Source organism: Pseudomonas sp. Leaf127 (genome assembly GCF_001423155.1).
GTDB classification, from domain to species: domain Bacteria; phylum Pseudomonadota; class Gammaproteobacteria; order Pseudomonadales; family Pseudomonadaceae; genus Aquipseudomonas; species Aquipseudomonas ovata.
Genome location: NZ_LMOA01000025.1, coordinates 110,756 through 135,425, shown reverse-complemented (window position 1 = coordinate 135,425; position 24,670 = coordinate 110,756). Strand labels below are relative to the sequence as shown.

Here is a 24,670-nt window from a genome sequence, read left to right as displayed (position 1 = left end):
AAATCTCGGAAACGCCGCTATTTTTACGACTGCTGCGCAGCCGGTCGCGGGCAGAGCGCGCTCCTACGGGGGAATTTAATATCCAGTAAAGTCAGTACGTTATTTTTTGATGAGAGCCCTCCCGCTGCCTTGGCGCAGCAAACACTGGACCCGGCACCGATCAAGCGTGCAGCCATCTGCGCGGCCTGCTGCTATCATGCGCGGCTTTTCCGAGCCACCGCAGCGGAGTTCGACATGCTGGAAAGGCTGTTCCACCTCAAGGCCCACAACACCAACGTACGCACCGAGATCCTCGCGGGCGTGACCACCTTCCTGGCCATGGCCTACATCCTGTTCGTCAACCCGAGCATTCTCGGCGAGACCGGCATGGACAAGGGCGCCCTGTTCGTCGCCACCTGCCTGGCTGCGGCCATCGGTTCGGCGGTGATGGGCCTGATCGCCAACTACCCGATCGCCCTGGCGCCGGGCATGGGCCTGAATGCGTTCTTCACCTACACCGTGGTCCTGCACATGGGCCATACCTGGCAAGTGGCGCTGGGGGCAGTATTCCTGTCGGCAGTGATGTTTTTCATCCTGTCGATCTTTCGCATCCGCGAATGGATCATCAACAGCATCCCCCTGGCGTTGCGCTCGGCGATTGCCGCCGGCATCGGCCTGTTCCTGGCCTTGATCGCCCTGCAGAACGCCAGGATCGTGATCGGCAACCCCAGCACCCTGCTGAGCCTGGGCGACCTCAGGCAGCCGGCGCCAATCCTGGCCACGCTGGGCTTTTTCCTGATCATCGCCTTGGAAACCCTCAAGGTCCGTGGCGCCGTGCTGATCGGCATTCTGGCCGTGACGCTGGTGTCGATCGTGCTCGGCTTCAGTGCCTTCGCCGGGGTGATGTCAATGCCGCCGTCGCTGGCGCCGACCTTCCTGCAACTGGACATCATGGGCGCCCTGGACGTGGGCCTGGTGAGCATCATCTTCGCCTTTCTGTTCGTCGACATCTTCGACAACTCCGGCACCCTGATCGGCGTCGCCAAGCGCGCCGGCCTGATGGGCAAGGACGGCCACATGCCGAACATGGGCCGGGCGCTGCTCGCCGACAGCACCGCCGCCATGGCCGGCTCGCTGCTGGGCACCTCGACCACCACCAGCTACATCGAGTCGGCCGCCGGCGTCAGTGCCGGCGGGCGCACAGGCCTGACAGCCATCGTGGTCGCCGTGCTGTTTCTGCTGGCGTTGTTCTTCGCACCGCTGGCAGCCAGCGTACCGATCTACGCCACGGCACCGGCGCTGCTGTTCGTCGCGGTGCTGATGGCCTCGGGCCTGGCCGAAATCGAATGGGACGACATCACTGTCGCCGCGCCCGTGGTCATTACCGCGCTGGCCATGCCGTTCACCTACTCCATCGCCAACGGCATTGCCTTTGGCTTCATTTCCTGGACGGCGATCAAGCTGTTGTCGGGACGCTGGCGCGAGCTCAACCCTGCGCTGGTGATCCTCTCGATCCTGTTCGTCATCAAGCTGGGCTGGTTCAACGCATGAGTGTTTCCTTCGACCCCGCGAGCTACGACCGTCTGCTCGCCGAAAAAGCCACCCGCCTGCACGACCTGCTGGCGCCGTTCGATGCACCGGCCGCACAGGTGTTCGACTCGCCGCTGGAGCACTTTCGCCTGCGCGCCGAATTTCGCCTGTGGCGTGAAGACCAGCAGCGTCACTATGCGATGTTCGCCCCCGGCGACAAGCACACCCCGATCCTGCTCGACGGCCTGCCCATCGCCAGCCGGCGCATCAATGAACTGATGCCGCTGCTGCGCGCGCGCTGGCAGGCCAGCCAGGCCCTCAGCCACAAGCTGTTCCAGGTGGATTTCCTGACCACCCTGGCGGGCGATGCGATGATCACCCTGTGCTACCACCGCCCGCTGGATGACGCCTGGCAAGCCGAGGCCGAGGGGCTGGCCGCCGACCTGCAGGTCAGTGTGATCGGTCGCTCGCGTGGCCAGCGCCTGGTAATCGGCCGCGACTATGTCACTGAAGAACTGGACGTGGCGGGCCGCACCTGGCGCTACCGCCAGCCCGAAGGCGCCTTTACCCAGCCCAACGGCACGGTCAACCAGAAAATGCTCAACTGGGCCTTCGAGGCCATGGGCGAGCGCCAGGATGATTTGCTGGAGCTGTACTGCGGCAACGGCAACTTCACCCTGCCGCTGGCGACCCGTGCACGCAAGGTGCTGGCCACCGAGATCAGCAAGACTTCGGTCAACGCCGCCCTGGCCAACCTGGAAGACAACGCGGTGGACAACGTCACGCTGGTGCGCCTGTCGGCCGAAGAGCTGACCCTGGCGCTCAACGACGTGCGGCCGTTCCGCCGCCTGCAGGGCGTGGACCTGAAAAGCTACGATTTCGGCACCGTGTTCGTCGACCCGCCACGCGCCGGCATGGACGCGGACACCTGCGAGCTGACCCGCCGCTTCGAGCGCATCCTGTACATCTCGTGCAACCCGGAAACCCTGGCCGCCAACATCGCCCAGTTGCACGACACCCACCGGGTCGAGCGCTGCGCCCTGTTCGACCAGTTCCCGTATACCCACCATATGGAGTCGGGGGTGTTGCTGGTACGCCGCTGACCTGGGGGCTGTAGGAGCGCGCTCTGCCCGCGACCGGCTGCGTTAGCAGTCGTAAATTTGCAGCGTTTCGCAGATTTTGAATGTATTTACAGCCATGAATTTGCAGCGTTTCCGAGATTTCTGCGAGCGCTACGCACTCGGTCGCGGGCAGAGCGCGCTCCTACAGGCGTGTTCATGGCGCCTTGGTGGCGCCGGGACATTGCCATGCATGGCATTCAATAGGCAGCTACCTATCATTTGCGGTATAACGCGCACTCGCTCATCTGTGTGTCACGGGTACCTGCCTTGAGTTCTGAACCTTCCGCTTCGGCTTCCACTTCGTCGGGCCTGATGCGCCAGCCCGGTTTCGTTGCGTTTCTGGCTGCGCGTCTGCTGGCGATGTTTGCCATGCAGATCCAGGCGGTAGTCGTTGCCTGGCAGGTCTACGACATGACTCGCGATCCCATGGCCCTGGCCTATGCAGGCCTGGCGCAGTTCATCCCCATGCTGTTGCTGCTGATGCCCGCTGGCGATCTGATCGACCGTTACGACCGCAAGCTGATCCTGACCCTGAGCTGGCTGGTGCAGGCGCTGTGCGGGGTGATCCTGTTGCTGTTCTCGTTCTACGACCTGCACGATGTGCGGCTGGTGTATGCCGCCCTGCTGCTGTACGGCGCTGCCCGTGCCTTTACCGGTCCCGGGCTGCAAAGCCTGCTGCCGCAGATCGTGCCGCGCGAGCGCCTGGCCTCGGCGATTGCCACCAACAGCGTGATCATGCGCAGCTCCACCGTGGCCGGCCCGCTGGTCGGGGGCGGGCTGTATGCATTGGGCGGTGCGGAACTCACCTACGCCACCTGCGTGGCGGCGTTCATCCTCGGCACGTTGCTATTGGCCCAGGTACCCGTGAGGTACGCCATGCCCAGGCTCAACCTCGAAGACGGCGCCTGGCAGCGCTTTACAGCCGGTATCGCGTTCATTCGCTCGCGACCGATCATTCTGGGCACCATTTCGCTGGACCTGTTTGCCGTGTTGCTGGGCGGCGTCATTGCGCTGCTGCCGATCTACGCCCATGAAGTCCTGAATCTGGGTCCGCAAGGGCTGGGCGTGTTGCGCAGCGCCATGAGCCTGGGCGAACTGGTTACCGGTATCTACCTGAGCGTGCGCCCGCTGGATCGCCATGTCGGCCTGACCATGTTCGTCGCCGTGGGCATCTTCGGCCTGGCCAACCTGGTGTTTGCCTTGTCGACGCTGTTCTGGGTGTCGTGCATTGCGCTGCTGATTGCTGGTGCCGCCGACATGGTCAGCGTGTACATCCGCTCGGCGCTGGTGCAATTCTCGACGCCTGACAACATGCGTGGGCGTGTCAATGCAGTGAACATGTTGTTCATCGGGTCGTCCAACGAGCTGGGCGAGTTTCGCGCCGGCACCAGCGCCTCGCTGATCGGTGCCATTCCGGCGGCGATTGTCGGCAGCCTGTGCACGCTCGGCGTGGTCGGGGCCTGGATGGTCGGCTTCAAGAGCCTGCGCCAGGTCAACCGTTTCGCCGATGCAGCACCGGCCGCAAAAAGCGTCAATTAAATGACCGGCGGACTGGCGCCTCCCGGTTACACCAGCAACACTCTTTTATTGTGTGTGTCGAGGGCAGTCCAATGCTGTGGAAAAAAGGCCGACGTAGCGACAACGTAGTCGATGAGCGCGGACAAGGCGGTGGCGGTGGCCGGCGCATGGGCGGCAAGGGCCTGACGCTGGGCGGTGTGGCGCTGATCGTGGTGTTCGGCCTGATCACCGGACAAGACCCGATGCAGATCCTCGGCCAGTTGACCGGGCAGATGCAGGCTCCGCAGACCCAGCCGGCCAGTCCGACGCAGCGCCCGGCCGGCAACGACCCACAGGCCGAGTTCGTGCGGTCGGTGCTGGGTGACACCGAAGATCACTGGAAAGCCGCCTTGCCTGGCTACCAGGACCCGCAACTGATCCTGTTCAACGGTCAGGTCAGTTCAGCCTGCGGCTATGCCACCTCGGCCACCGGCCCGTTCTACTGCCCGGCCGACCGCAAGATCTACCTCGACCTGGACTTCTTCCGGGAAATGTCGCAGCGCTTTTCGGCCGCTGGCGACTTCGCCCAGGCCTACGTGATTGCCCATGAAGTGGGCCACCATGTACAGACCCTGCAAGGCATCTCGGCCAAGGTCCAGCAGGCACGCCAGCGCGGCGAGAAAATGGAAGGTGCCAACGGCCTGCTGGTACGCCAGGAGCTCCAGGCCGACTGCTACGCCGGAGTCTGGGCCAACAGTGCACAAAAGCGTTTGAACTGGCTGGAGCCGGGTGATATTGAAGAGGCATTGAATGCGGCCAACGCCATTGGCGATGATCGCCTGCAACGCCAGGGACGCGGCCATGTGGTGCCCGACTCCTTTACCCACGGGACATCCGCACAACGGGTGCGCTGGTTCAAGACCGGCTTTGCCCAGGGCAATATCAACCAGTGCGACACGTTCGCCGCCAAGAGCCTGTAATCGATGACCAAACCGTTGTGGCTGGCCGTGATGTTGAGCACCGCCCTCGCCAGCCTGAATGCCCATGCCGAAGGCTCGCCCGTCAACTCCATCAGCCCTGACCGCCTGGGCATCCACGGCAGCCAGGCGACGCTGGGGCTGAGCCAGGAATGGGTGCGGCCCAAGCCACAGATCCAGCGTGTGGTGATTGTGCTGCATGGTCGCCAGCGCAATGCCCAGACGTATCTGCGCACCATGGAGCGCGCCGCCAACCAGTCGCATGAACGCAGCCGGACGCTGCTGATCGCACCGCAGTTCCTGGATGAGCGCGACATCGCCGCCCACCACCTGGCCGACTCGATCCTGCGCTGGCATGAAGATGCCTGGATCAATGGCAGCCCCTCCGTCGGCCCGCAGGCGGTCAGTTCGTTCACCGTGCTGGACCACATTCTCAAGCGCCTGGGCGATGACAAGCTGTTCCCCAATCTCAAGGAGATTGTCATCGCCGGCCACTCCGGCGGCGCGCAGATGGCCCAGCGCTATGCCGTGCTGGGCGGCAAGCAGGAAGCCCTTTTGCACAAGCAGGGCATTCGCCTGCGCTATGTGATCGCTACACCATCGTCGTATGCCTGGTTCGACGCGCAACGCCCACAAACTGTCTCGGAGAAATCCTGCCCGGGCTTCAATGACTGGAAATACGGCCTGAACAAATTGCCGGCCTATGCCGCCAGGGCCGAGCATGGCGAGCTGGAAAAGGATTACGTGCAGCGCGATGTCACCTACCTGCTGGGCCTGCTCGACAACGACCCCAACCAGTCATCGCTGGACAAGACCTGCGCCGCCGAAGCGCAGGGCGCCAACCGCCTGGTGCGCGGTCACAACTACTATGACTACCTGCTCAAGCGCCACCCTACCGGCCTGAACCAGCGCGTGGTCGACGTGCCGGGCGTTGGCCATAACGGCGACGGTATCTTCACCGCCCCGCTGAGCGAGGCGGTGCTGTTCAAGCCGCTGTAGGAGCGGCTTCAACCGCGAAGAGGGCGGTAGGTTCGCTACAGGTGCAGCGACTTTACTGCCATTTCGCGGCTAAAGTCGCTCCAGAAGCAATAGGCACCTAAATGAACAGTATTGGCTTTAGCTGCGCAAAGGACGCGAACGTTCAGGATTTTCGTAACTCTGGCGGCTCACGGCCCGGTCAGGCCTACAGGTTCATACCAGCAGCTCACGCAACGCATTGCAGTCGCGCACGTGCCAGTCGGTCGAGTCCGGCCAGGGGTTTTCCGGCAGGTTGACCAGCACCGTGCGGGCACCGGCGGCGCGGCCGCAGCTGAGGTCGTGCAGGTGGTCGCCGATCATCACTATTTTGGCCGGTGTTACCTCCCAGGCCCCGGCCAGTTGCAGCAGGCCGGCCGGATCAGGCTTGGGCGTGGCATTCTCGCGGCCCAGCACATGCTCGGCGGCAAAGCAGTCGGCCAGGCCGATGGCTTGCAGCGTGATATGCGCCAGTTCCTGTGCATTGCGGGTCAGGATACCAAGGCGATAGCCGCGCCCGGCCAACTCGCGTACCAGCTCCACAGCACCGGTTGCCGCCACCGACCCCAGCGCCAGCTCACGTTCGTGCTCCAGCAGCCAGGCATGCTTGGCGGCTGACTCGTCCGCCGGCAGGCTGGCCAGGTGTCCGAGGATGTCCGCCTGTTGCGGAATGTCCAGCGCGCGCTTGATGGCCGCAAAGTCGTGCACCGGCACCGTCAGGGTGCCGTCCATGTCGAACACCCAGTGGCGGATCCGCTCGAGGCTCATCATGCCCAATCCTTGCGATGGCGAATCAGGCCTTCCTGGCTGACCGAGGCCACCAGCTGGCCGGCACGGTTGTACACACTGCCACGCGAGAAACCTCGCGAATTGCCGGCCCAGGGACTGTCCATCGCGTACAGCAACCATTCATCGGCGCGCAGGTTGCTGTGGAACCACAGCGAATGGTCCAGGCTGGCGACCTGCATGTCGCGCTGCCAGACGGTCTTGGCATGCGGCAGCAACGAGGTGGTCAGCAGGTTGAAATCCGAGGCATAGGCCAGCAGGTACTTGTGCAGTGCCGGAATGTCCTTGAGCGCGCCGTCGGCCCGGAACCAGACGTACTTGACCGGCTCGCCGGGCTTGGGGTTGTAAGGGTCTTCGGCGGTGACCGGGCGAAACTCGATGGGCTTGGGGCACAGGAATTTCTCGCGCATGGCCTCGGGAATCAGGTGGGCATTGCGCGTCAGCAGCTCAAGCTCGCACGGCAGGTCGTCGGGGCCGACCACATCGGGCATCGCGGCCTGGTGCGCAAAGCCTTCTTCGTCGTACTGGAACGAGGCGCTGCAGGTAAAGATCGGCTTGCCCTTCTGGATCGCGGTCACGCGCCGGGTGCTGAAACTGCCGCCATCGCGCACCCGGTCGACGTGATAGACCACCGGCAACTGGGCATCGCCCGGGCGCAGAAAGTAGCCGTGCATCGAGTGCACGTGGCGGTCATCCTCGACCGTCTGGCTGGCCGCCGAGATCGACTGGCCCAGCACCTGGCCACCGAACAGCTGGCGGAAGCCCAGGTCCTGGCTACGACCGCGAAACAGGTTTTCTTCAATGGATTCCAGGGTCAACAGGTCAACCAGGTCTTCAAGCACGCGGCTCATTCATGACTCCTTGCAGCTAAACGGATCCGCGCGCCGAGGGCGGCGGGTAACAAACAGGGATGATACAGAATCGCTCAGCCTTGCAGGGTCGAGAGCCATTGCTTGCGATTGATGCGGTATAGCACATGGGGCTTGAGTGGATGCCCGTCCGGCAGCGCGGGGTGGTCGAAATCCCCCAGCGGGTCGGGCTGCATGCCGATGGCCTGCATGACTTTTTGCGAAGGCAGGTTGCTGTGGGCGGTGAACGACACGATTTCATCCAGCCCCAGCCGGTCAAAGCCACACCCCAGCGCCGTCCATGCCGCTTCGCTGGCAAAGCCCAGGCCCCAGTGCTCGCGCGCCAGGCGCCAGCCAATCTCCACGGCCGGCGCGAACGGCGCCTCGAAGCCCACCACCGTAAGGCCGGTGAAACCGATAAACGCCCCGGTGTCTTTGCGCTCCAGCGCCCACAGGCCAAAGCCCAGCTCGGCAAAATGCCCCCGTATGCGACCGATCATCGCGGCAGCCTGCAGGCGGCTCAGCGGCTCGGGGAAGTAACGCATCACCTGCGGGTCGGCGCACAGGGCGGCAAAGGCCGGCAGGTCGTCATCGTGCCATTGGCGCATCGATAATCGCGCACTGTCGAGCGTAAGTATGGGTTCCATCCATCATTCCTCGGAGCGATTCTGATTCTGGCGGTGATCATGCGACACGGCTGTGCGCCTGATGGCATTACTGGCACTATCGCGCTTGGACCCTCAAGCGCACGAAAAATGTCCCTGCCGCTCATCTACCACGACGATTACAGCCCGCCCTTTCCGGACGATCACCGCTTTCCGATGGACAAGTTCCGCCTGTTGCGCGATCACCTGGTCGACAGTGGCATCACCGACGATGCGCAACTGCTGCGCCCGCCGCTGTGCCCACCGGATATTCTGGCCCTGGCCCATGATCGCGCCTATATCGAGCGCTTCATGAGTGGCACGCTGTCACGCGAAGACCAGCGTCGCCTGGGCCTGCCCTGGAGTGAAGCGCTGGCCCGGCGCACCGTGCGTGCCGTGGGCGGCTCGTTGCTGACGGCCCAGCACGCCCTGCAGCATGGCCTGGCCTGTCATCTGGCCGGCGGCACCCACCATGCCCACTACGACTACCCGGCCGGTTTCTGCATTTTCAACGACCTGGCGATCATCAGCCAGTACCTGCTGGGCAGCGGCCGGGTCGGCAAGGTGCTGATCTTCGACTGCGACGTGCACCAGGGCGACGGCACCGCCCGCCTGCTGGCCGACACCGAGGACGCCATTACCGTGTCGCTGCACTGCGAAAAGAACTTCCCGGCGCGCAAGGCACAGAGCGACTGGGACATCCCGCTGCCCATGGGCATGGGCGATGCCGAGTACCTGCAGGTGGTGGACGAGACCCTCAACTACCTGTTGCCGTTCTACAAACCGGACATCGTGCTGTACGACGCCGGCGTCGACGTGCACAAAGATGATGCGCTGGGCTACCTGAACCTCACCGACCAGGGCCTGGCCGCCCGCGACGAAGCGGTGCTGAACCATTGCCTGGGGCGAGATATCCCGGTGATGGGCGTGATCGGCGGCGGCTACAGCAAGGACCGCCAGGCCTTGGCACGCAGGCACGGGATCCTGCACCACAGTGCGCAGAAGGTGTGGGTCAAGAGGGGGCTGAGCACGATGTGAGGGTGCTTTTACCAATCGGAAGGTGGCGACCTTCGCGTATGGAAAAGACGCAAGATCTGTAGGCGACCTTAGTGGACGCGATAGGGCATCAGATAGGGATAATCAGGGATGGTCCATTCGCGAGTGCCCGCCACTCGCCCCTGGCGACCCATTTCGGGAAACAGTGCAAGCTGCCCCGTGCTTTGCTGTACAGCCTTCACAAAATTCATGGCGGCCTGGCGATTGTGACGGGCGATCCAGGCAGCCTCATCGTCAAGATTTTCGAGGGCGGTCTTCAGCCATTCAACGCGCATCGCCCGCCCACTTGGCCATTACGGCCCCCACCTCTTCATCGCTGGCAAAATCACCGGCATCGGCCTCTTGCACGGCCCGCTGTATCTCGGCTGATTGCCAGATTTCACGGTCCAGGTAGTGTTTGAGTGCTTCTGTCGCCAGCCAAGACGTGGTTCGACCCGTCGCCTTGGCCAGATTCGAAAGCGTGGCAGCCATTTCATCGGAAATTTGTATCGTCATGCCGGGCATTATGGCCTCCGAAAAAAGTGCACAGGACATAAACATATAGTGCCACGCAGACCGTATCCACATGCCCAACACCTGATCTCAGGTAGAATGCCCACCCCTTTCGTACCACGGCCCTCGGTTTGCCCATGACTTCATCGACCTCCCCTGCCCCTGCATCTGTCGCCATCATCGGGGGTGGGCCGGCCGGATTGATGGCGGCCGAGGTGCTGAGCCAGGCGGGTGTGCGGGTCGATCTGTATGACGCCATGCCGTCGGTGGGCCGCAAGTTCCTGCTGGCCGGGGTCGGCGGCATGAACATCACCCATTCCGAGCCCTATCCGGCGTTCGTTGCGCGCTATGCCGAGCGAGCGCAGGCCATCGAGCCGTTGCTGCAGGGCTTTGATGCCCCGGCGCTGCGGCAGTGGATTCACGAGTTGGGTATCGACACCTTTGTCGGCAGTTCCGGGCGGGTGTTTCCCACCGACATGAAGGCGGCGCCCTTGCTGCGCGCCTGGCTCAAGCGTCTGCGCGAGGGCGGCGTGGTGCTGCACAACCGCCATCGCTGGCTGGGCTGGAACCGCGACGGCAGCCTGCGCGTGACCAACCCCGAAGGCGAACTGGCCCTGCGCCCGGCGGCAGTGCTGCTGGCGCTGGGCGGGGGCAGTTGGGCGCGGCTGGGCTCTGATGGCGCCTGGCTGCCGTGGCTGCAGGCCAAGGGCGTCCAGACCGCGCCCTTGCAGGCCAGCAACTGCGGCTTTGAGGTCAGCGCCTGGAGCGAGGTGCTGCGCAGCAAATTTGCCGGCGCGCCGCTGAAGAACATTGCCATGACAGTGGATAACCTGCCGCCACGCCCGGGCGAATGCGTGCTCACCGAGTGTGGCGTCGAAGGCAGCCTGGTGTATGCGTTGTCGGCGCCGATTCGCGAGCAGATCAACCGCCACGGCCAGGCCACGGTGCTGGTCGACCTGCTGCCGAACAAGCCGCTGGAGGCGGTGCACAAGGCGCTGGGCAAACCGCGCGGGTCGCGCTCGATGAGCAAGCACTTGAGTGGTCAGTTGGGACTGGAAGGCGTCAAGGCCGCACTTTTGCGCGAGCTGGCGCCCGGCGGGCATTTCAACGATATGGCGTTGCTGGCCCAGGCGATCAAGGCCCTGCCGCTGACGCTGGTCAAGGCCCGGCCGCTGGACGAGGCGATCAGCACCGCCGGTGGCGTGTGCTTCGAGGCACTGGATGAGCAACTGATGCTCAAGGCCGTGCCGGGGGTGTTCTGCGCCGGCGAGATGCTCGACTGGGAAGCCCCGACCGGCGGCTACCTGCTGACCGCCTGCTTTGCCAGCGGGCGAACCGCCGCGCAGGGCGTGCTGCGCTGGCTATCGCGCTGACCGCCCCGTTACACCCCCGCCCCTGCAACCGTCTTCAAGGCTTGCGCTTGCGCGGGCCGGTGTTGAAGACCGGGACCTTGCGCACCGGTTTGGCCGTCGGGGCGGTGGGTTCGATATCGCCGCTGTCGACCCACTTGCCCAGGTTGCCCTTGCCGCTGGCCTTGGGTTTCTTGGGCTTTTTCGGCTTCTTGAGGATCTGCCCGCTGGCGTCGGTGACCGGCACCCGGTGATCAGGGATGAAGTCCGGTTCGTCGTTGCGCACCAGGGTCTGGCGGATCAGCACTTCGATGGCCGCCAGCTGCTCGACTTCATCGGCGCACACCAGCGAGATCGCCTCGCCGGTCTGCCCGGCGCGACCGGTGCGGCCGATGCGGTGCACGTAGTCCTCGGCCACGATCGGCAGGTCGAGGTTGACCACGGTCGGCAGATCGTCGATGTCCAGGCCACGGGCGGCGACATCGGTGGCCACCAGAATCTGGATTTCACGCGTCTTGAAGCTGTCCAGCGCGCGCTGGCGGGTAGCCTGCGGGCGGTCGCCGTGAATGCCGTCGGCCTTGATGCCCAGCCCTTGCAGGCGCTCGGTCAATTGGTCGACACCGACCTTGGTCCTGGCAAACACCAGCACCTGGCCCCAGCGCTGTTGCTTGAGCAGGTGGATGAACAGCTCGGTCTTGCGCTTCTTGTCGACCGTCACCACCCACTGCTTGACCGTGTTGGCGGCCGCATTGCGCGGGCTGACTTCGATGCTCAGCGGGTTGTCGAGCATCTGCCCGGCCATCAGGCGGATCGGGTCGGAAAAGGTGGCGGAGAACAGCAGGGTCTGGCGCTTTTTCGGCAGCACGTTGTAGATGCCGCGCAGCTCTTCGGAGAAGCCCAGGTCGAGCATGCGGTCGGCTTCGTCCAGCACCAGGACCTGTACCTGATTGAACTTGACCGCGTTCTGCCGGTGCAGGTCCAGCAGGCGGCCTGGCGTCGCCACCAGTACGTCCACGCCACGGCGCAGGCGCATCATCTGCGGGTTGATACTGACGCCGCCGTACACCGCATAGGTGCTCAACGGTACGTGCTCGGCGTACTGACTGAAGCTGGCGTGCACCTGCTCGGCCAGTTCACGGGTGGGCGCCAGCACCAGCGCCCGCACCGAGTTGGCCGCCACCTTGGGGCCTTCCAGGGTCAGGCGTTGCAGCAGCGGCAGGGCAAAGCCTGCGGTCTTGCCGGTGCCGGTCTGGGCGGCGGCCATCAGGTCGCGGCCTTCGAGCACGGCGGGAATCGCCTTGGCCTGGACAGGCGTCGGGGTCTGGTAGCCCAGCGCCTCAAGCGCACGCAGCAAGGGTTCGATCAGGCCAAGAGAAGCGAATGTCATGGAAATACCGTAGGGAAAATTCAGCGCAAGGCGCGCAGTTTACCCTGTCGCCGGTCTGTCCGTCAGGTCGACGCCTGAGTGAGCACCGGCCGGCGCCACTGCGGCAGGCCGATCAGGATCACCGCGCTGATGATCACCAGCATCGCCAGCGCCTCCTCGGGGCCGACGTGCTCGCCAGCGAACAACATGCCCAGCACCACCGCGACCACCGGGTTGACGTAGGCATAGCTGGTGGCGGCGGCCGGGCGTACGTTCTTGAGCAGGTACATGTAGGCGCTGAAGGCCACGATCGAGCCGAACACCACCAGGTACGCCAGCGCACCCCAGCCGGCGGCCGTGGGCATCTGTTCCAGGCGCTCGCCGCACAACTGGCTGGCAACCATCAGCATGGCGCCGGCCGTCAGCATCTCGGCAGCGCTGGCCATCGGCCCGTTGGGCAACGGCAGGTGCTTGCTCAGCACCGAGCCCAGCGCCCAGGCGGCGGCAGCAAAGATCAACAAGGCGGCGCCATACGGGCTGGCCTGCAGGTTGGAGCCCAGGTTGAGCAGGCCGATGCCGATCAGGCCCAGCGCAATGCCGGCCCATTCCAGGCGCGTGGTGCGGTTGCCCCAGAACAGCCCGAACAGCAGGGTGAACAGCGGCATGGTCGCCACCGCCAGCGCCGCCACGCCCGAAGACACGTCGGCATGCTCGGCCAGGGTCACTCCGCCGTTGCCGCAGCCCAGCAACAGCAAGCCGATAATCGCGGCCGCCTTCCACTGCGCGCCGGTCGGTGCCGGCACCCCACGCCAGCGCAGGTAGCCGTACATCAAGGCGCCGGCAATCAGAAAGCGTATTCCAGCCATCATCAACGGCGGCCAGGAGGCCACGCCAATGCGGATCATCAGGTAAGTGGAGCCCCATATCAGGTACAGGGCCAGGAAGGCGCCAATGAGCAACAGGGGAAAGCGGCGGGCAGTCGGCATGGCAGGCTCGAAATCCATTCTTATGGTGAGCCTATTTTAAGAAGGCACAAGAGGAATCTTAAGCAGATAAACCTGTTTAAACTGCGTGAATAATTTCGAATCAACGGTACTACGAGGCTTTGGCCTTTGATTCGATACCCGGCACTTTTGTTTGCAGGAGACGCCTTGTGGAACTGGATAAATACGATCGCATGCTGATCGATGCGCTGCTGGAAAACGGCCGGGCGTCATTCGCGCAACTCGCACGACGAGTCAATCTGTCGGCGCCGGCGGTGGCCGAGCGCATTGCCAAGCTGGAAAGCCAGGGGGTGATCACCGGTTACCAGGCCACGATCAACCTGGCCAAGGTCGGCCTGCCGATCCAGTGCATGATCGAGCTGCGCCTGGGCAGCCATGGCAACCAGCAGGCGTATCAGGAGCTGTACAAGTTTCCCGAGCTGATCCAGTGCCATCGGGTTACGGGTGATCCGTGCGTGATCATGCGCGCCGCCGTTGACTCGATGGAGCACCTGGAGCAGTTACTGGATCGCGTGGCGCGTTTTGGTTTCAGCAAGACCTCGATCGTGCTGTCGACGCCGGTCGAGCGGCCATTGCCGGCCGGCCATCTGGGCAGTGGCGCAGCGCCTGCGCTTAAAGCCCGCGCTGACGCCTGAGGGTTTCCAGGATCCTTGCCGCCGGAACCTTTTGCAGGCTGCACAGCATCTGGTGAGAAATGTGGGTCAGGCCGTGCTGGTTGCGCAACTGGCCGGTCATGTAGCCCATCAGGTTGGCAGCCATCTCGGCATCGGCCATGGCCCGGTGCGCCTGGCCGGTGTTGGGCAGGCGCGCGTAACGGGTCAGGGTGCCGAGCTTGTGGTTGGGCGCCCCCGGAATCAGTCGCCTGGCCAACAGCATCGAACAGGCAAAGCTCTGTTCGCGCTTGCGCTGGATGCGCGCCAGCTCGAAGTCCCAGAATTTCTGGTCGAACGAGGCATTGTGCGCCACCAGCGGCGTACCGCCGACAAAGTCGGCGACCTCGCCCATGACCTGATCGGCCGCCGGCGCGGTACGGATCATGGCGTTGCTGATGCCGGTCAGGGCCTCGATGAATTCGGGAATGCGCACCCCGGCGTTCATCAGGCTCTGATAGCGGTCGACGATGCGCCCCTCTTCCATGATCACCACCGCCACTTCAGTGGCACGGCAGCCTGGGCCGGGCGAGATGCCCGTGGTTTCAAAGTCGATGACGGCAATACGTTCCACGATCGGTACCCTTTTTCCTTGCAGTATCAGGTGTTCAATTCTTGAGCAGCAGTGCGCCTTCGACAGGCACATAGCGGGTGGCGGCGCGGATCAGCGAGTTGGCGGTCAGCCCCGGCACGCCATAGGCCACGGCCTCGACCTTGTAGCGGTCGATGATGCGTTCGAGCAACAGGTCGAAGTCGCCATCGCCGGAAGCCAGCACCACTTCGTCGACCTCGGCGGCATGCTCCATCACATCCAGGGTGATGCCCACGTCCCAGTCCCCCTTGGCCGAGCCGTCGCTGCGCTGGATGTAGGGCTTGAGCCTGACGGTGAAACCCAGGTTGCGCAGGATCTGCTGAAACTGCTGCTGTTTGCTGTCGCCGCGGTCGATGGCGTAGGCATATGCCTTGACGATCTGCCCATGCTGGCTGACGTCGGCCCAGAACGCGGCGTAGTTGAAGTGGCAGCCGTGCGCCTGGCGCACCGTGTAGTAGAGGTTCTGCACATCGGCAAACACCGCGATCTTTTTCACTGTCACTTCCCTGAATGCAAACAGCACGCAGTATGCCAGTTATGCGCGGTCGATGTGCGCATGTGCAGAAACCCGAAGCAATGCTCAATCAGACAAAGCTGTCATCGTCATCGAATGCAGCGCTGTCATCGCCGGCCAGATAATCCTGATCACGGTTCGACCAATCATCCTGTGCATAACCCGGTGACGGTGAATTCTGGATCACTTCGACGATCTCCTGCGGCGCACTGTGGTGACCGAACAGGCTGCTGATACCCTGCGCCAGCATCACGCCCCCCGCGACCCCGGCCGCCGTTTGCAGGGCGCTGCCAAGAAAACCGCTGCCCTTGGCCGGCACCGCTGCCGGGGCGGCAGGCGGTGCGCTGCCAGGCTCGTTCCAACCGCCGGGCGCCGGGCGCGGTGCGGGCTCGCGTGCCGCCTGGCCACCACCGAACAGCCCGGACAGAAAGCCCCCGCCGACACTGGCCGGCGCACTGCGCGCCTGCTGCACCTGGGCTTGTAGCTGGCGGATCTGCTCGTCACGCTCGCGCACCTGCTGGTTGAGCTGATTGACCGCCGCTTCCTGTACCACGATGGCCTGGGCCATGTAATAAGGCGCGGCCGGCTGGCGGCGCAGGTGCTCATTGATGTGCGCCTCGACGCTCGCATCACGGGCGCCGGCGCTGGCCTCGGCATTTTTCAGCTTCGAGAACAGCTCATCGATCAGGGTTTGCTCTTGGTTGTTCATACGCACCTCGCAAGGATCGTAAAAGGCCACAGGCAGCCTGGTACAAGTAATGGGGCTGCCCTGAGGCGCTTCAAGCACATGACAAAAAAGTTAAGAAGCCCGCTGCAGACGGGCGTGCTTGGATCGCCGTCGACCAATGGGCTACAGTGTTCGCCGCCCTTTTCCCATGACCGACCTCCATGAATCCGCTGAACATCCTCCAGGACTCGCTGTACTTCTTTCGCCACAACCTGATCAGCATCATGGTGCTGTGCCTGCCGCTGGTGGTGCTTGAGTCGCTGGCCAAGCAAGCCGTCGGCAATGCCGTGACCAACAATGCCTCGCACGCCTACGAACTGCTGGTGGGGCTGTTCTTCTACCCGCTGTACAGCGGCGCACTGATCCTGCTGCTCGACGCCCGCACCCGCGGCGAACAGCCACGCACGGTCGACATCTGGGCCATGACCCTGCGCCTGTGGCCCAGCTTTGCGGTGTTGTCGGCAGTCAGCACCCTGCTGATCATGTTCGGCCTGTCGCTGTTCGTGCTGCCGGGCCTGTGGGTGATGATCAAGCTGGCGTTCAGTGAATACCTGCTGGTGCTGCGCCAGCGCACGCCGATGATGGCCATGCGCGAGAGCATGCACATGACCACCGGGCATTTCCTGCGCATCCTGGTGTGCCTGTTGTGCATCTATATTCCGCTGTCGATGATCGAAGGCGTCGGCCTGTACCTGCTGCCCGAGCCACAAGGGCCTGGCGTGTCGCTGCTGCTCGACAGCCTGACCAGCTTTCTGCAACTGTTCATGGGCGTGGTGATGTTCCGTCTGTTCATGCTGGTTGAAGGCGACGCACCCAAGGCCTGAGCCGTCGTTGTCGACTATGCTCACCCCCAGTCCATCAGGAGGCCCATCCGCGCGATGACCCGAATCCTTTTGCGTCTGAGTGTGTTGACCCTGCTACTGATCGCCGGGTTGTGGCTGGCGATCAGTCACCTGACCTGGCGCCCGTTGCCCCGTGAGCCGGTCCAGGCAACCTGCAGCACGCCCCGGGCACCGCTGCTGGTGCCTGGCCAGGCCTTGAAAGTCATGACCTGGAACATTCAGTACCTGGCCGGCAAGCGCTATGTGTTCTGGTACGAACCGGCCGCCGGCAGTGACCCGGACGAACGCCCCACCGCTGAAGACCTGGCGTTCAACCTCGATGAAGTGGTACGGGTGATCCGTGACGAACAGCCCGACCTGGTGCTGCTGCAGGAAGTCAGCGACGGCGCCAAGAATACCGATTACCAGAACCAGGCAGCCCTGCTCCAGGAACGACTGGTCGACCTCTACCCCTGCAGTACCCAAGCGTGGCAATGGCAGGCCGGGTTCGTGCCCCATCCGCATATATGGGGCAGCGTCGGCCTGAAAATGGCCACCTTCAGCCGCTACCGCATCGACAGCGCCGAGCGCCTGCAACTACCGGTGCAGGCGGCCAATTTCGTATCACGTCAGTTCCAGCCCAAGCCTGCGCTGCTGATCAGTTACCTGCCACTGAGCGATGGCAGCCGGCTGGCGGCGATCAACACCCAGTTGTATGCACCCCGGCCGGGCGACGACACCTTGCACCAGCAGGTCGAAGCCACCGCCCGGTTGCTCGATCAACTGACCGGCAATGGCACCCCGTGGTTGATCGGCGGCGACTTCAACCTGCTGCCCCTGGGCCAATATGCGCGTCTGAGCGCTGGACACCGCCAGCCCTACCCGCCCGACAGCCCGCTGCACCGGTTGTGGGACACCTACCCGATGATCCCCGACAACAGCGAAGCCAGCGGCATCGAACGTCGCCGCTGGCTGACCCACTGGCCCAACGACCCGCGCCTCGACGGCCCGGACCGCACGCTGGACTACCTGTTTTACAACCCCGCCCTCAAGCGCCTCGACGCCCAGGTACGCCAGGCCGATACGCTGGACATCTCCGATCACCTGCCCGTCCTGGCACGCCTGCTGCTACCCAAACTCCCGTAGGAGCGCGCTTGCCCGCGACCGAGTGCGCAGCGCTCGCAAAATCTGCGAAACGCTGCAAATTTACGACTGCTCCGCAGCCGGTCGCGGTGGTCCGGCAAGCGCGCCCCCATCAAAAATAAAATAACTTATTGATTTTATTGAGTTTTAAGTTCACTCCTTGTGGGAGGGGGCTCTGCCCGCGATTAAGCGCAAAGCGCTCACAGAAATCTGCGAAACGCCACAATTTTACGACTGCTAACGCAGCCGGTCGCGGGCAAGCGCGCTCCTACCCCCCCTGCCCACCAGCCTTGCAACGCGCCCGCAGTTTCATCTGGACGAAATATTGTTATGTTGTAACATAACAATTCAAATCCTCAGGATCACTCCGATGCTCGTCCGATTCGCCTTTCCCCTTTCCGCGCTGGCCGGCGCGCTGCTCGCCACCCAGCCTGCCAGTGCCGCGCAAACCGTGACGCTCGATCCGCAGGTCATCACCGCCAACCCATTGCGCAGCGACACCCTGGCATCGCCGACCAGCGTGGTGGAAGGCGATCAGTTGACCCTGCGCCAGTCGGCACAGTTGGGCGAGACCCTGAACACCCTGCCCGGAGTGTCGTCGACCTACTTCGGCCCGGCAGCCAGCCGGCCAGTGATTCGCGGCTTCGATGGCGACCGCATTCGTATCCTGCGCAATGGCGTCGGCGCGCTGGACGCCTCGTCGCTGTCCTATGACCATGCCGTGCCCTACGACGCCGCCAATGCCGAGCGCATCGAAGTCGTGCGCGGGCCGGCGGCCTTGCTGTACGGCGGCAGCGCCGTCGGCGGGGTGGTCAACACCTTCGACAATCGCATCCCCACCGCGCCGATCGACGGGGTGCACGGCGGCGGCGAGCTGCGCTATGGCGGCGCGGACACCACGCGCAGCAGCGCCGGCAAGCTGGAAGCGGGCGACGGCAACTTTGCCTTGCACCTGGACGCCAACTCGCGCCAGTTCAACGACCTGCGCATCCCCGGTTACGCCCATTCGCGTGATCAACGCGCCCTCGACGGTGACGACAGCAAGCACCGCGTGGCCAATAGCGACGGGCGTCAGGACGGCGGTGCCATCGGTGGTGCCTACCATTGGGATCATGGCTTTGTGGGTCTGTCCTACGACGAATACGACAGCAATTACGGCTCGCCGGCCGAAGACGCGGTGCGCATCGACATGGAACAGCGCCATTACGCACTGGCCTCGGAAATCCGCGACCTTGAAGGCCCGTTCAGTTCGGTGAAGCTGGACGTTGGCCACACCACCTACGAGCACCGCGAGATCGAAGACGGTGCAACCGGCACGGTGTTCAAGAACGATGGCTACGAGGCTCGTATCGAGGCCCGGCATAAACCCATCGGCCCGCTGGAAGGTGTGATCGGCGCACAGGTCGCCAGCAGCCAGTTCCAGGCCCTGGGCGCCGAAGCCTTCGTGCCGCGCACCGACACCGACAGTGCAGCGCTGTTTGTGCTGGAGAACTGGCAAGCCAGCGAGCGCCTCGATATGACCCTGGGCGGCCGCCTGGAACACACCCGCCTGCGCCCGGAGGCCGACGGCAACGAACGCTTCGAAGGCAGCGACGCCAGCCACAGCTTCAGCGCCGGCAGCCTGTCGTTCGGCGCGGTCTATAAACTGACCGATATCTGGTCGCTGGCCAGTACCCTGAGCTACACCGAGCGCGCCCCGACCTTCTACGAGCTGTACGCCAACGGCCCGCACGAAGCGACCGGCACCTATGAAGTGGGCGATGCCAATGCCGAAAAGGAAAAGTCCTGGTCCACCGACCTGGCCCTGCGCTTTGATAACGGCACCCACAAAGGCAGTGTCGGGGTCTTCTACAGCCGCTTTTCCAACTACATCGGCCTGCTGGGCAGCGGTCGCTTCCTGAACGACGACGGTGAAGAAGTCGCCGCCAGCGACGATGACGCCCTGCCCGAATACCTGTACAGCGGCGTCAAGGCTGACTTCTGGGGCCTTGAAGCCCAGGACCTGTGGCGCCTGGCGCAAACCCCATACGGTAACTTCGCGCTGCAAAGCTCGGCCGACTACACCCGCGCCAACAACCGCGACACCGGCGAGGCCCTGCCCCGCATCGCACCGCTGCGCCTGAATACCGCGCTGCTGTGGGACTACAACCAATGGCAGGCCAGCCTCGGCGCCGAGCACGCCAGCGCCCAGCACCGCGTGCCGCGCGCCGAACGTGACAGCGACGGCTACACCACGCTCAATGCCAGCCTCGGCTACCGCTTCGAGGTGGGCCAGAGCGAGTGGCTGGCGTTTGTGAAGGGCGACAACCTCAATAACCAGACGGTGCGCTACGCCAGCTCGATTCTGCGCGATGAAGTGCCGGCGGCCGGTCGCAGTGTGCAAGCGGGGGTGAAGATGAGCTTTTGAGTGTCGGCCGACTCAACTGTAATCGAACGAAAACAGCACCAGCCCTTCGATGGGCTCGTACAGCATCACGATCAGGTCAGCCCCGGCGCTGCGGTAGTTCCAGCCGTGAGCGCTGGCCACGTGATAAAAGCGGTTGCCGGCCGGGCTCAGGGGATAGACCAGGTAGTCGCCGTTGTCGGGATCGACTTCGATGATCTCCTTGGGAAACTCGATGGTCTCGACCCAGTTGCCCAGCCCCGCCTCGCCGCCCAGTTGCTCGACGAACGTGACCGGTTCGTCGTGATCACAGTCCGGGCGCACCAGGATGCCACGGGCCTTGTACACCTCGGCGGCCTTCGCGTAGGCCTGGTGCTGCTCGGCGTAATGGCGCTCAAGGTCGGCCCGGGCGCCTGGGTGCGGGTCCGGCAGGCCGGCATTGTCCTTGTGCAAGAAGAAATAGCGCGGGTCGCCGCACAGGCGGTAACGCCCGTCTTCGAGCTTGAAGCCGATCCAGTTGGTCTTGAGCAGGTCGCCGTGATAGCCGTCCCATTCGGTGAGTTCACCGACCAGGCTTTCATAGGGCTCCAGCGGGCTGAGCATGTGCAGCACACCCGACCACTCGGGATTGACCGTGCTGATGTCGAGGCTGAACAAGGGGTGCAAGTGGATGGCCAGCTCCTGCTGGTCGGGCACGAACACCGACTCTGGCGCCGGAAACGGCTGCATGCCGGCAGGCACCCGGGTGTAGTCCACGGTTTCATCCTGGGTCATCGATCAACTCCTGTCATTGAATAAGCCCTATGCAGACAACGGTTTGACGCTGAGGATTCATAACGCTCTGCCATAACGCTTGAATTGGTCATTTCTGGCGTGCAGACCCTGCCGAGACCTTTACCTGACCTTTACAGACTCTGTACCTGGATTTACAAAAAACCGGTGTCTTATGGATACATGGCCAATACACAGGCCACATGAGGAGACACACCATGTTTTCGAAGATCACCAGAATTCTGTTGCTGTCCGCCAGCCTGCTGGTGGCCGGTACTGCCGGCGCCGCCGATCGCCACCTGGATGCGCCCGTGTTTGCCGGCGCGTCGGTCGATGCGGCCCCGGCCACCCTGCTCGCGCGCAACGACCGCTACGATGACCGTCATCACTATCGTCGCCCGGCGCCGCGTGAATACCGCAACCACTACTACGCGCCGCGCCGTTCGCACTATGAGCACCGCCGCTATGCACCGCCACCGCGTCATCACTACCGTCAGCATGACCGCCACGATCGTCGCTACTACTATGATCGCCGCCGCGGGTAAGCGCTGAGAGACCGCCGCCGCACGCTCATCAACACAAAATAAATTATTGATTTTATTGGATATTAATTCACTACCGTAGGAGCCCGCTTGCCGGCGACCGGCTGCGCAGCAGTCGTAAAAATAGTGGTGTTTCATCATTTTTTGCGAGCACTACGCACTCGGTCGTCCGAGTACGGCCCAGGCCAAGCGCGCTTTACCTGGCCACACGCTTGCTGCGCGAAAGCGCGCCGCCTTGGCGCTCCGCCTTGGCGCTGTGTCAGTGACACAGGGTGGGCTCCTGCAAGCAGTGAGTTTAATATCCAGCATCTGCCTGATGAGCGCTCGCCCCCAGCCCCTCAACCCTTGCGGGGCTTGATCCGTGCGGTGGCCTCGGCCACCAGCGGGTCATCCGGCCAGTAATGCTTGGGGTAGCGTCCTTTCAAATCCTTCTTGACCTCGCTGTAGGTCGTGCGCCAGAAGCTGGCCAGGTCTTGTGTCACCTGCACCGGGCGGCGCGCCGGGGACAACAGGTGCAGCTTGACGGCCTGGCGGCCGTTGGCGATGCGCGGTGTGTCGGACAGCCCGAACAGCTCCTGCAGGCGCACGGCCAGGATCGGCGGGTGTTCGCTGTAGTCCAGGCGCACCGACGAGCCGGAAGGCACCTGCACATGTGAGGGTGCCAGTTCATCCAGGCGTTGCGGCAGCGGCCAGGGCAGCAGGTTGCGCAGCATCGACGACAGGTCGAGCGCGCCGAAGTGGCTGAGCCGGGTGACCTTGCCCAGGTACGGCAGCAACCAGTGTTCCAGGCTGGCGAGCAACGCGCTGTCGCTGACATCCGGCCAGTCGCTGGCAGGCTGCTGTTGCCTATCCAGCGTGCGCAGCAAGCTGACGCGGGCTTGCCACTGGCGCAGCTCGGGCGTCCAGGCCAGCAATTCCAGGCCCTTGCGCCTTACCAGCCCCAGCAAGGCCTGCCCGCGCGCAGCCTCATCCAGGCTCGGCAGCGGCTCGCTGCCGAGCACCAGTTCGCCGACCTTGCGCTGGCGCTCGGCGCGCAGCACGCCTTCGCGCTCGTCCCAGTCCAGTTGATCGACGTTGCGCACCTGCTCGGCCAGCACCGTATCAAACAGCGCAGGCTCCAGATCGGCGGCCAGGTAAATGCGCTCTTCGCGCTGGCCCTGGCGGCTGCCCAGGTCGGCGACCACCAGCCATTCGTGCTTCATCAGGGCATCGCTGTCGCCAAACAACGCGGCGCGACCGTTGGCCAGGCGGTACTCGGCCCCACCGGGGCGTCGCTGGCGCGCCACCCGGTCCGGGTAGGCCAGCGCCAGCAAGGCGCCCAGCCAGCGCGGATGCTCGGGATCGCTGACGGCCTGGGCCGGCTTGCCGCGCATGTGACTGCGGTACTGACGGGCCAGTTGCCGGGCACGCTGCACACCGCCCTGGGCGTTGCGCTGGGCCTTCTGTTCGCCCGACAGCAACACAAGGCGGCTGTGCAGGTCGGCACCGGCGCCGCGCAGGATATCGCGCTCGCCCAGCAAGGCGGCGACGTCACAGGCCATGTCGGCCAGCCCCAATGACTGACCGCGCAACAGCAGATGGGCGATGCGCGGGTGCGCCGGCATTTCGGCCATCGCCTGGCCATGACCGGTCAGGCGCCCGTCCGCTTGCAGCGCGCCGAGGCGCTGCAACAGGTCGCGGGCCTGGCCAAAGGCGGCCATGGGCGGCAGGTCGAGCCACTTCAACTGGTTCGGTTCCACACCCCAGCGGGCCAGTTGCAAGGCCAGGCCCGCCAGGTCGGCCTGGAGGATTTCGGCACTACCATAAGCGGCCAGTTGCTCGTGCTGGGCCTCGGACCACAGCCGGTAACACACGCCCGGCTCCAGGCGCCCGGCCCGGCCGGCGCGCTGGGTGGCGCTGGCGCGGGAAATACGCTGGGTGTCCAGGCGGGTCATGCCGCTGCCCGGATCGAAGCGCGGCACCCGCGCCAGCCCGGCATCGATCACCACGCGCACGCCATTGATGGTCAGGCTGGTCTCGGCAATATTGGTGGCCAGCACCACCTTGCGCGCACCGGACGGGGCCGGGTCGATGGCGGCGCGCTGGGCGTTGAGGTCCAGCTCACCATGCAACGGGCACAGCAGAATGTCGCTTCGTTCACCCAGGGCGTCGGCCAGTTGCTGATGCACCCGGCGAATCTCGGCCTGCCCCGGCAGGAACACCAGCAGGCTGCCGGTCTCGCTGCCCAGCGCATCGAGCACGGTCTGCACCACGCGCGGCTCGACGAACTCGCCCGGCTGGAACGGCCGCCCCCACTGGATCGTCACCGGGAACATGCGCCCTTCACTGCGCACCACCGGCGCGTCGTCTAGCAGGGCCGACAAGCGCTCACCTTCCAGCGTGGCGGACATCAACAGGACCTTGAGCGGCGGTTCGTCGCGCAGCAGTTCACGGCCGTTGAGGCTCAGGGCCAGTGCCAGATCGGCGTCCAGGCTGCGCTCATGGAATTCGTCGAAGATCACCAGCCCCACGCCCTCCAGCGCCGGATCGTCCTGCAATCGGCGGGTGAGGATGCCTTCGGTGACCACCTCAATGCGGGTCCCGGGCCCGACCTTGCTGTCCAGGCGAATGCGGTAACCCACGGTTTCACCGACCTTCTCGCCCAGTTCGCTGGCCAGCCGTTCGGCCGCGGCGCGCGCGGCCAGCCGGCGCGGTTCGAGCATCAGGATGGTCTGCCCGGCCAGCCACGGCGCCTCAAGCAGCGCCAGCGGCACGCGGGTGGTCTTGCCGGCGCCGGGCGGGGCTTCGAGCACCACCTCGTGGCGCTCGTTGAGGGCTTGGCGCAGGGCCGGCAATACAGCGTCGATGGGCAAGGCAATCATGGG

At 64.3% G+C, this 24,670-nt stretch carries 24 protein-coding genes; 12 read left to right on the top strand and 12 right to left on the bottom strand.

The genetic code is table 11. The annotated features are described in order from the left end of the window. The first annotated feature begins 234 nt into the window (after nt 1-234). From ASF84_RS26730 to ASF84_RS26710, 5 genes are all read left to right on the top strand, one after another. Complete coding sequence (locus ASF84_RS26730; protein ID WP_056842015.1) at nt 235-1,530, top strand: NCS2 family permease; 1,296 nt, start codon at nt 235-237, stop codon at nt 1,528-1,530. Next, the gene (gene trmA, locus ASF84_RS26725) at nt 1,527-2,612 is read left to right on the top strand and encodes a tRNA (uridine(54)-C5)-methyltransferase TrmA (protein WP_056841916.1); all 1,086 of its coding nucleotides are present in this window, start codon (nt 1,527-1,529) and stop codon (nt 2,610-2,612) included. The genes ASF84_RS26730 and trmA overlap by 4 nt, the downstream gene beginning before the upstream one ends. A gap of 285 nt (nt 2,613-2,897) precedes the next feature. Further along, nucleotides 2,898-4,169 carry an MFS transporter gene (locus tag ASF84_RS26720; RefSeq protein ID WP_056841915.1) on the top strand — a complete coding sequence of 424 codons (1,272 nt, stop codon included), beginning with the start codon at nt 2,898-2,900 and terminating at the stop codon, nt 4,167-4,169. 71 nt (nt 4,170-4,240) lie between these two features. Next, a complete protein-coding gene (ypfJ, locus tag ASF84_RS26715) occupies nt 4,241-5,107 on the top strand; it encodes a KPN_02809 family neutral zinc metallopeptidase (protein WP_056841914.1) in 867 nt (288 codons plus the stop codon). A gap of 3 nt (nt 5,108-5,110) precedes the next feature. Beyond that, complete coding sequence (locus ASF84_RS26710) at nt 5,111-6,103, top strand: hypothetical protein (protein ID WP_056841913.1); 993 nt, start codon at nt 5,111-5,113, stop codon at nt 6,101-6,103. A 192-nt stretch (nt 6,104-6,295) separates the two neighbouring features. Here ASF84_RS26710 and ASF84_RS26705 read toward each other — a convergent pair whose 3' ends face one another. The 3 genes from ASF84_RS26705 to ASF84_RS26695 all read right to left on the bottom strand — a co-directional run bounded on the left by ASF84_RS26705 (nt 6,296) and on the right by ASF84_RS26695 (nt 8,399). After that, complete coding sequence (locus ASF84_RS26705; RefSeq protein ID WP_056841912.1) at nt 6,296-6,886, bottom strand: HAD family hydrolase; 591 nt, start codon at nt 6,884-6,886, stop codon at nt 6,296-6,298. Then, nucleotides 6,886-7,755: an acyl-CoA thioesterase II gene (gene tesB / locus ASF84_RS26700; protein WP_056841911.1), complete on the bottom strand. Its 870-nt coding sequence runs from the start codon at nt 7,753-7,755 to the stop codon at nt 6,886-6,888. Before tesB ends, ASF84_RS26705 begins: the two co-directional genes overlap by 1 nt. A gap of 74 nt (nt 7,756-7,829) precedes the next feature. Continuing rightward, a complete protein-coding gene (locus ASF84_RS26695; RefSeq protein ID WP_056841910.1) occupies nt 7,830-8,399 on the bottom strand; it encodes a GNAT family N-acetyltransferase in 570 nt (189 codons plus the stop codon). 108 nt (nt 8,400-8,507) lie between these two features. On the opposite strand from ASF84_RS26695, the gene ASF84_RS26690 reads away from it, so the two are divergent. Beyond that, nucleotides 8,508-9,434: a histone deacetylase family protein gene (locus ASF84_RS26690; RefSeq protein ID WP_056841909.1), complete on the top strand. Its 927-nt coding sequence runs from the start codon at nt 8,508-8,510 to the stop codon at nt 9,432-9,434. A gap of 68 nt (nt 9,435-9,502) precedes the next feature. On the opposite strand, the gene ASF84_RS26685 is transcribed toward ASF84_RS26690, so the two are convergent. Together ASF84_RS26685 and ASF84_RS26680 are read right to left on the bottom strand one after the other, a co-directional pair. After that, nucleotides 9,503-9,727, bottom strand: a complete 225-nt coding sequence (locus ASF84_RS26685) for a type II toxin-antitoxin system RelE/ParE family toxin (protein WP_056841908.1) — start codon at nt 9,725-9,727, stop codon at nt 9,503-9,505. Continuing rightward, nucleotides 9,717-9,956 (bottom strand): CopG family ribbon-helix-helix protein, encoded by a 240-nt coding sequence (locus tag ASF84_RS26680; protein WP_056842014.1) that lies wholly within the window; start codon nt 9,954-9,956, stop codon nt 9,717-9,719. Before ASF84_RS26680 ends, ASF84_RS26685 begins: the two co-directional genes overlap by 11 nt. Before the next feature lie 125 nt (nt 9,957-10,081). On the opposite strand from ASF84_RS26680, the gene ASF84_RS26675 reads away from it, so the two are divergent. Further along, the gene (locus ASF84_RS26675) at nt 10,082-11,317 is read left to right on the top strand and encodes a TIGR03862 family flavoprotein (protein WP_056841907.1); all 1,236 of its coding nucleotides are present in this window, start codon (nt 10,082-10,084) and stop codon (nt 11,315-11,317) included. Between the two features lie 34 nt (nt 11,318-11,351). On the opposite strand, the gene ASF84_RS26670 is transcribed toward ASF84_RS26675, so the two are convergent. Both ASF84_RS26670 and yedA read right to left on the bottom strand, forming a co-directional pair. After that, nucleotides 11,352-12,680 (bottom strand): DEAD/DEAH box helicase, encoded by a 1,329-nt coding sequence (locus ASF84_RS26670; protein ID WP_056841906.1) that lies wholly within the window; start codon nt 12,678-12,680, stop codon nt 11,352-11,354. A 62-nt stretch (nt 12,681-12,742) separates the two neighbouring features. Then, a complete protein-coding gene (gene yedA, locus ASF84_RS26665) occupies nt 12,743-13,645 on the bottom strand; it encodes a drug/metabolite exporter YedA (RefSeq protein ID WP_056841905.1) in 903 nt (300 codons plus the stop codon). Between the two features lie 167 nt (nt 13,646-13,812). Between yedA and ASF84_RS26660 the strand changes: the two genes are divergently transcribed. Beyond that, nucleotides 13,813-14,298: an Lrp/AsnC family transcriptional regulator gene (locus ASF84_RS26660; protein ID WP_056841904.1), complete on the top strand. Its 486-nt coding sequence runs from the start codon at nt 13,813-13,815 to the stop codon at nt 14,296-14,298. Here the strand turns inward: ASF84_RS26660 and ASF84_RS26655 are convergent. The 3 genes from ASF84_RS26655 to ASF84_RS26645 all read right to left on the bottom strand — a co-directional run bounded on the left by ASF84_RS26655 (nt 14,276) and on the right by ASF84_RS26645 (nt 16,128). Next, on the bottom strand, nt 14,276-14,887 hold the full coding sequence (locus tag ASF84_RS26655; RefSeq protein WP_056841903.1) for a 3'-5' exonuclease: 612 nt from the start codon (nt 14,885-14,887) through the stop codon (nt 14,276-14,278). The genes ASF84_RS26660 and ASF84_RS26655 overlap by 23 nt on opposite strands. A gap of 34 nt (nt 14,888-14,921) precedes the next feature. After that, entirely contained in the window at nt 14,922-15,401 is a 480-nt protein-coding gene (locus ASF84_RS26650; protein WP_056842013.1) for a LabA-like NYN domain-containing protein, read from the bottom strand. Between the two features lie 88 nt (nt 15,402-15,489). Beyond that, nucleotides 15,490-16,128 carry a DUF2076 domain-containing protein gene (locus tag ASF84_RS26645; protein WP_056841902.1) on the bottom strand — a complete coding sequence of 213 codons (639 nt, stop codon included), beginning with the start codon at nt 16,126-16,128 and terminating at the stop codon, nt 15,490-15,492. Nucleotides 16,129-16,307: 179 nt separating this feature from the next. Here ASF84_RS26645 and ASF84_RS26640 point away from each other — a divergent pair, with 179 nt between their 5' ends. From ASF84_RS26640 to ASF84_RS26630, 3 genes are all read left to right on the top strand, one after another. Next, complete coding sequence (locus ASF84_RS26640; RefSeq protein WP_056841901.1) at nt 16,308-16,970, top strand: YciC family protein; 663 nt, start codon at nt 16,308-16,310, stop codon at nt 16,968-16,970. Nucleotides 16,971-17,024: 54 nt separating this feature from the next. After that, nucleotides 17,025-18,113, top strand: a complete 1,089-nt coding sequence (locus tag ASF84_RS26635) for an endonuclease/exonuclease/phosphatase family protein (protein ID WP_056841900.1) — start codon at nt 17,025-17,027, stop codon at nt 18,111-18,113. 367 nt (nt 18,114-18,480) lie between these two features. Further along, on the top strand, nt 18,481-20,517 hold the full coding sequence (locus ASF84_RS26630) for a TonB-dependent receptor (protein ID WP_056841899.1): 2,037 nt from the start codon (nt 18,481-18,483) through the stop codon (nt 20,515-20,517). 12 nt (nt 20,518-20,529) lie between these two features. On the opposite strand, the gene ASF84_RS26625 is transcribed toward ASF84_RS26630, so the two are convergent. Next, nucleotides 20,530-21,267, bottom strand: coding sequence for a hypothetical protein (locus ASF84_RS26625; protein ID WP_056841898.1), 738 nt, complete (start codon nt 21,265-21,267; stop codon nt 20,530-20,532). Between the two features lie 215 nt (nt 21,268-21,482). Between ASF84_RS26625 and ASF84_RS26620 the strand changes: the two genes are divergently transcribed. Beyond that, complete coding sequence (locus ASF84_RS26620) at nt 21,483-21,809, top strand: hypothetical protein (RefSeq protein WP_056841897.1); 327 nt, start codon at nt 21,483-21,485, stop codon at nt 21,807-21,809. Between the two features lie 335 nt (nt 21,810-22,144). Here the strand turns inward: ASF84_RS26620 and hrpB are convergent, their stop codons facing one another. Continuing rightward, nucleotides 22,145-24,667, bottom strand: a complete 2,523-nt coding sequence (gene hrpB, locus ASF84_RS26615; RefSeq protein WP_056841896.1) for an ATP-dependent helicase HrpB — start codon at nt 24,665-24,667, stop codon at nt 22,145-22,147. Between the last annotated feature and the right edge of the window lie 3 nt (nt 24,668-24,670).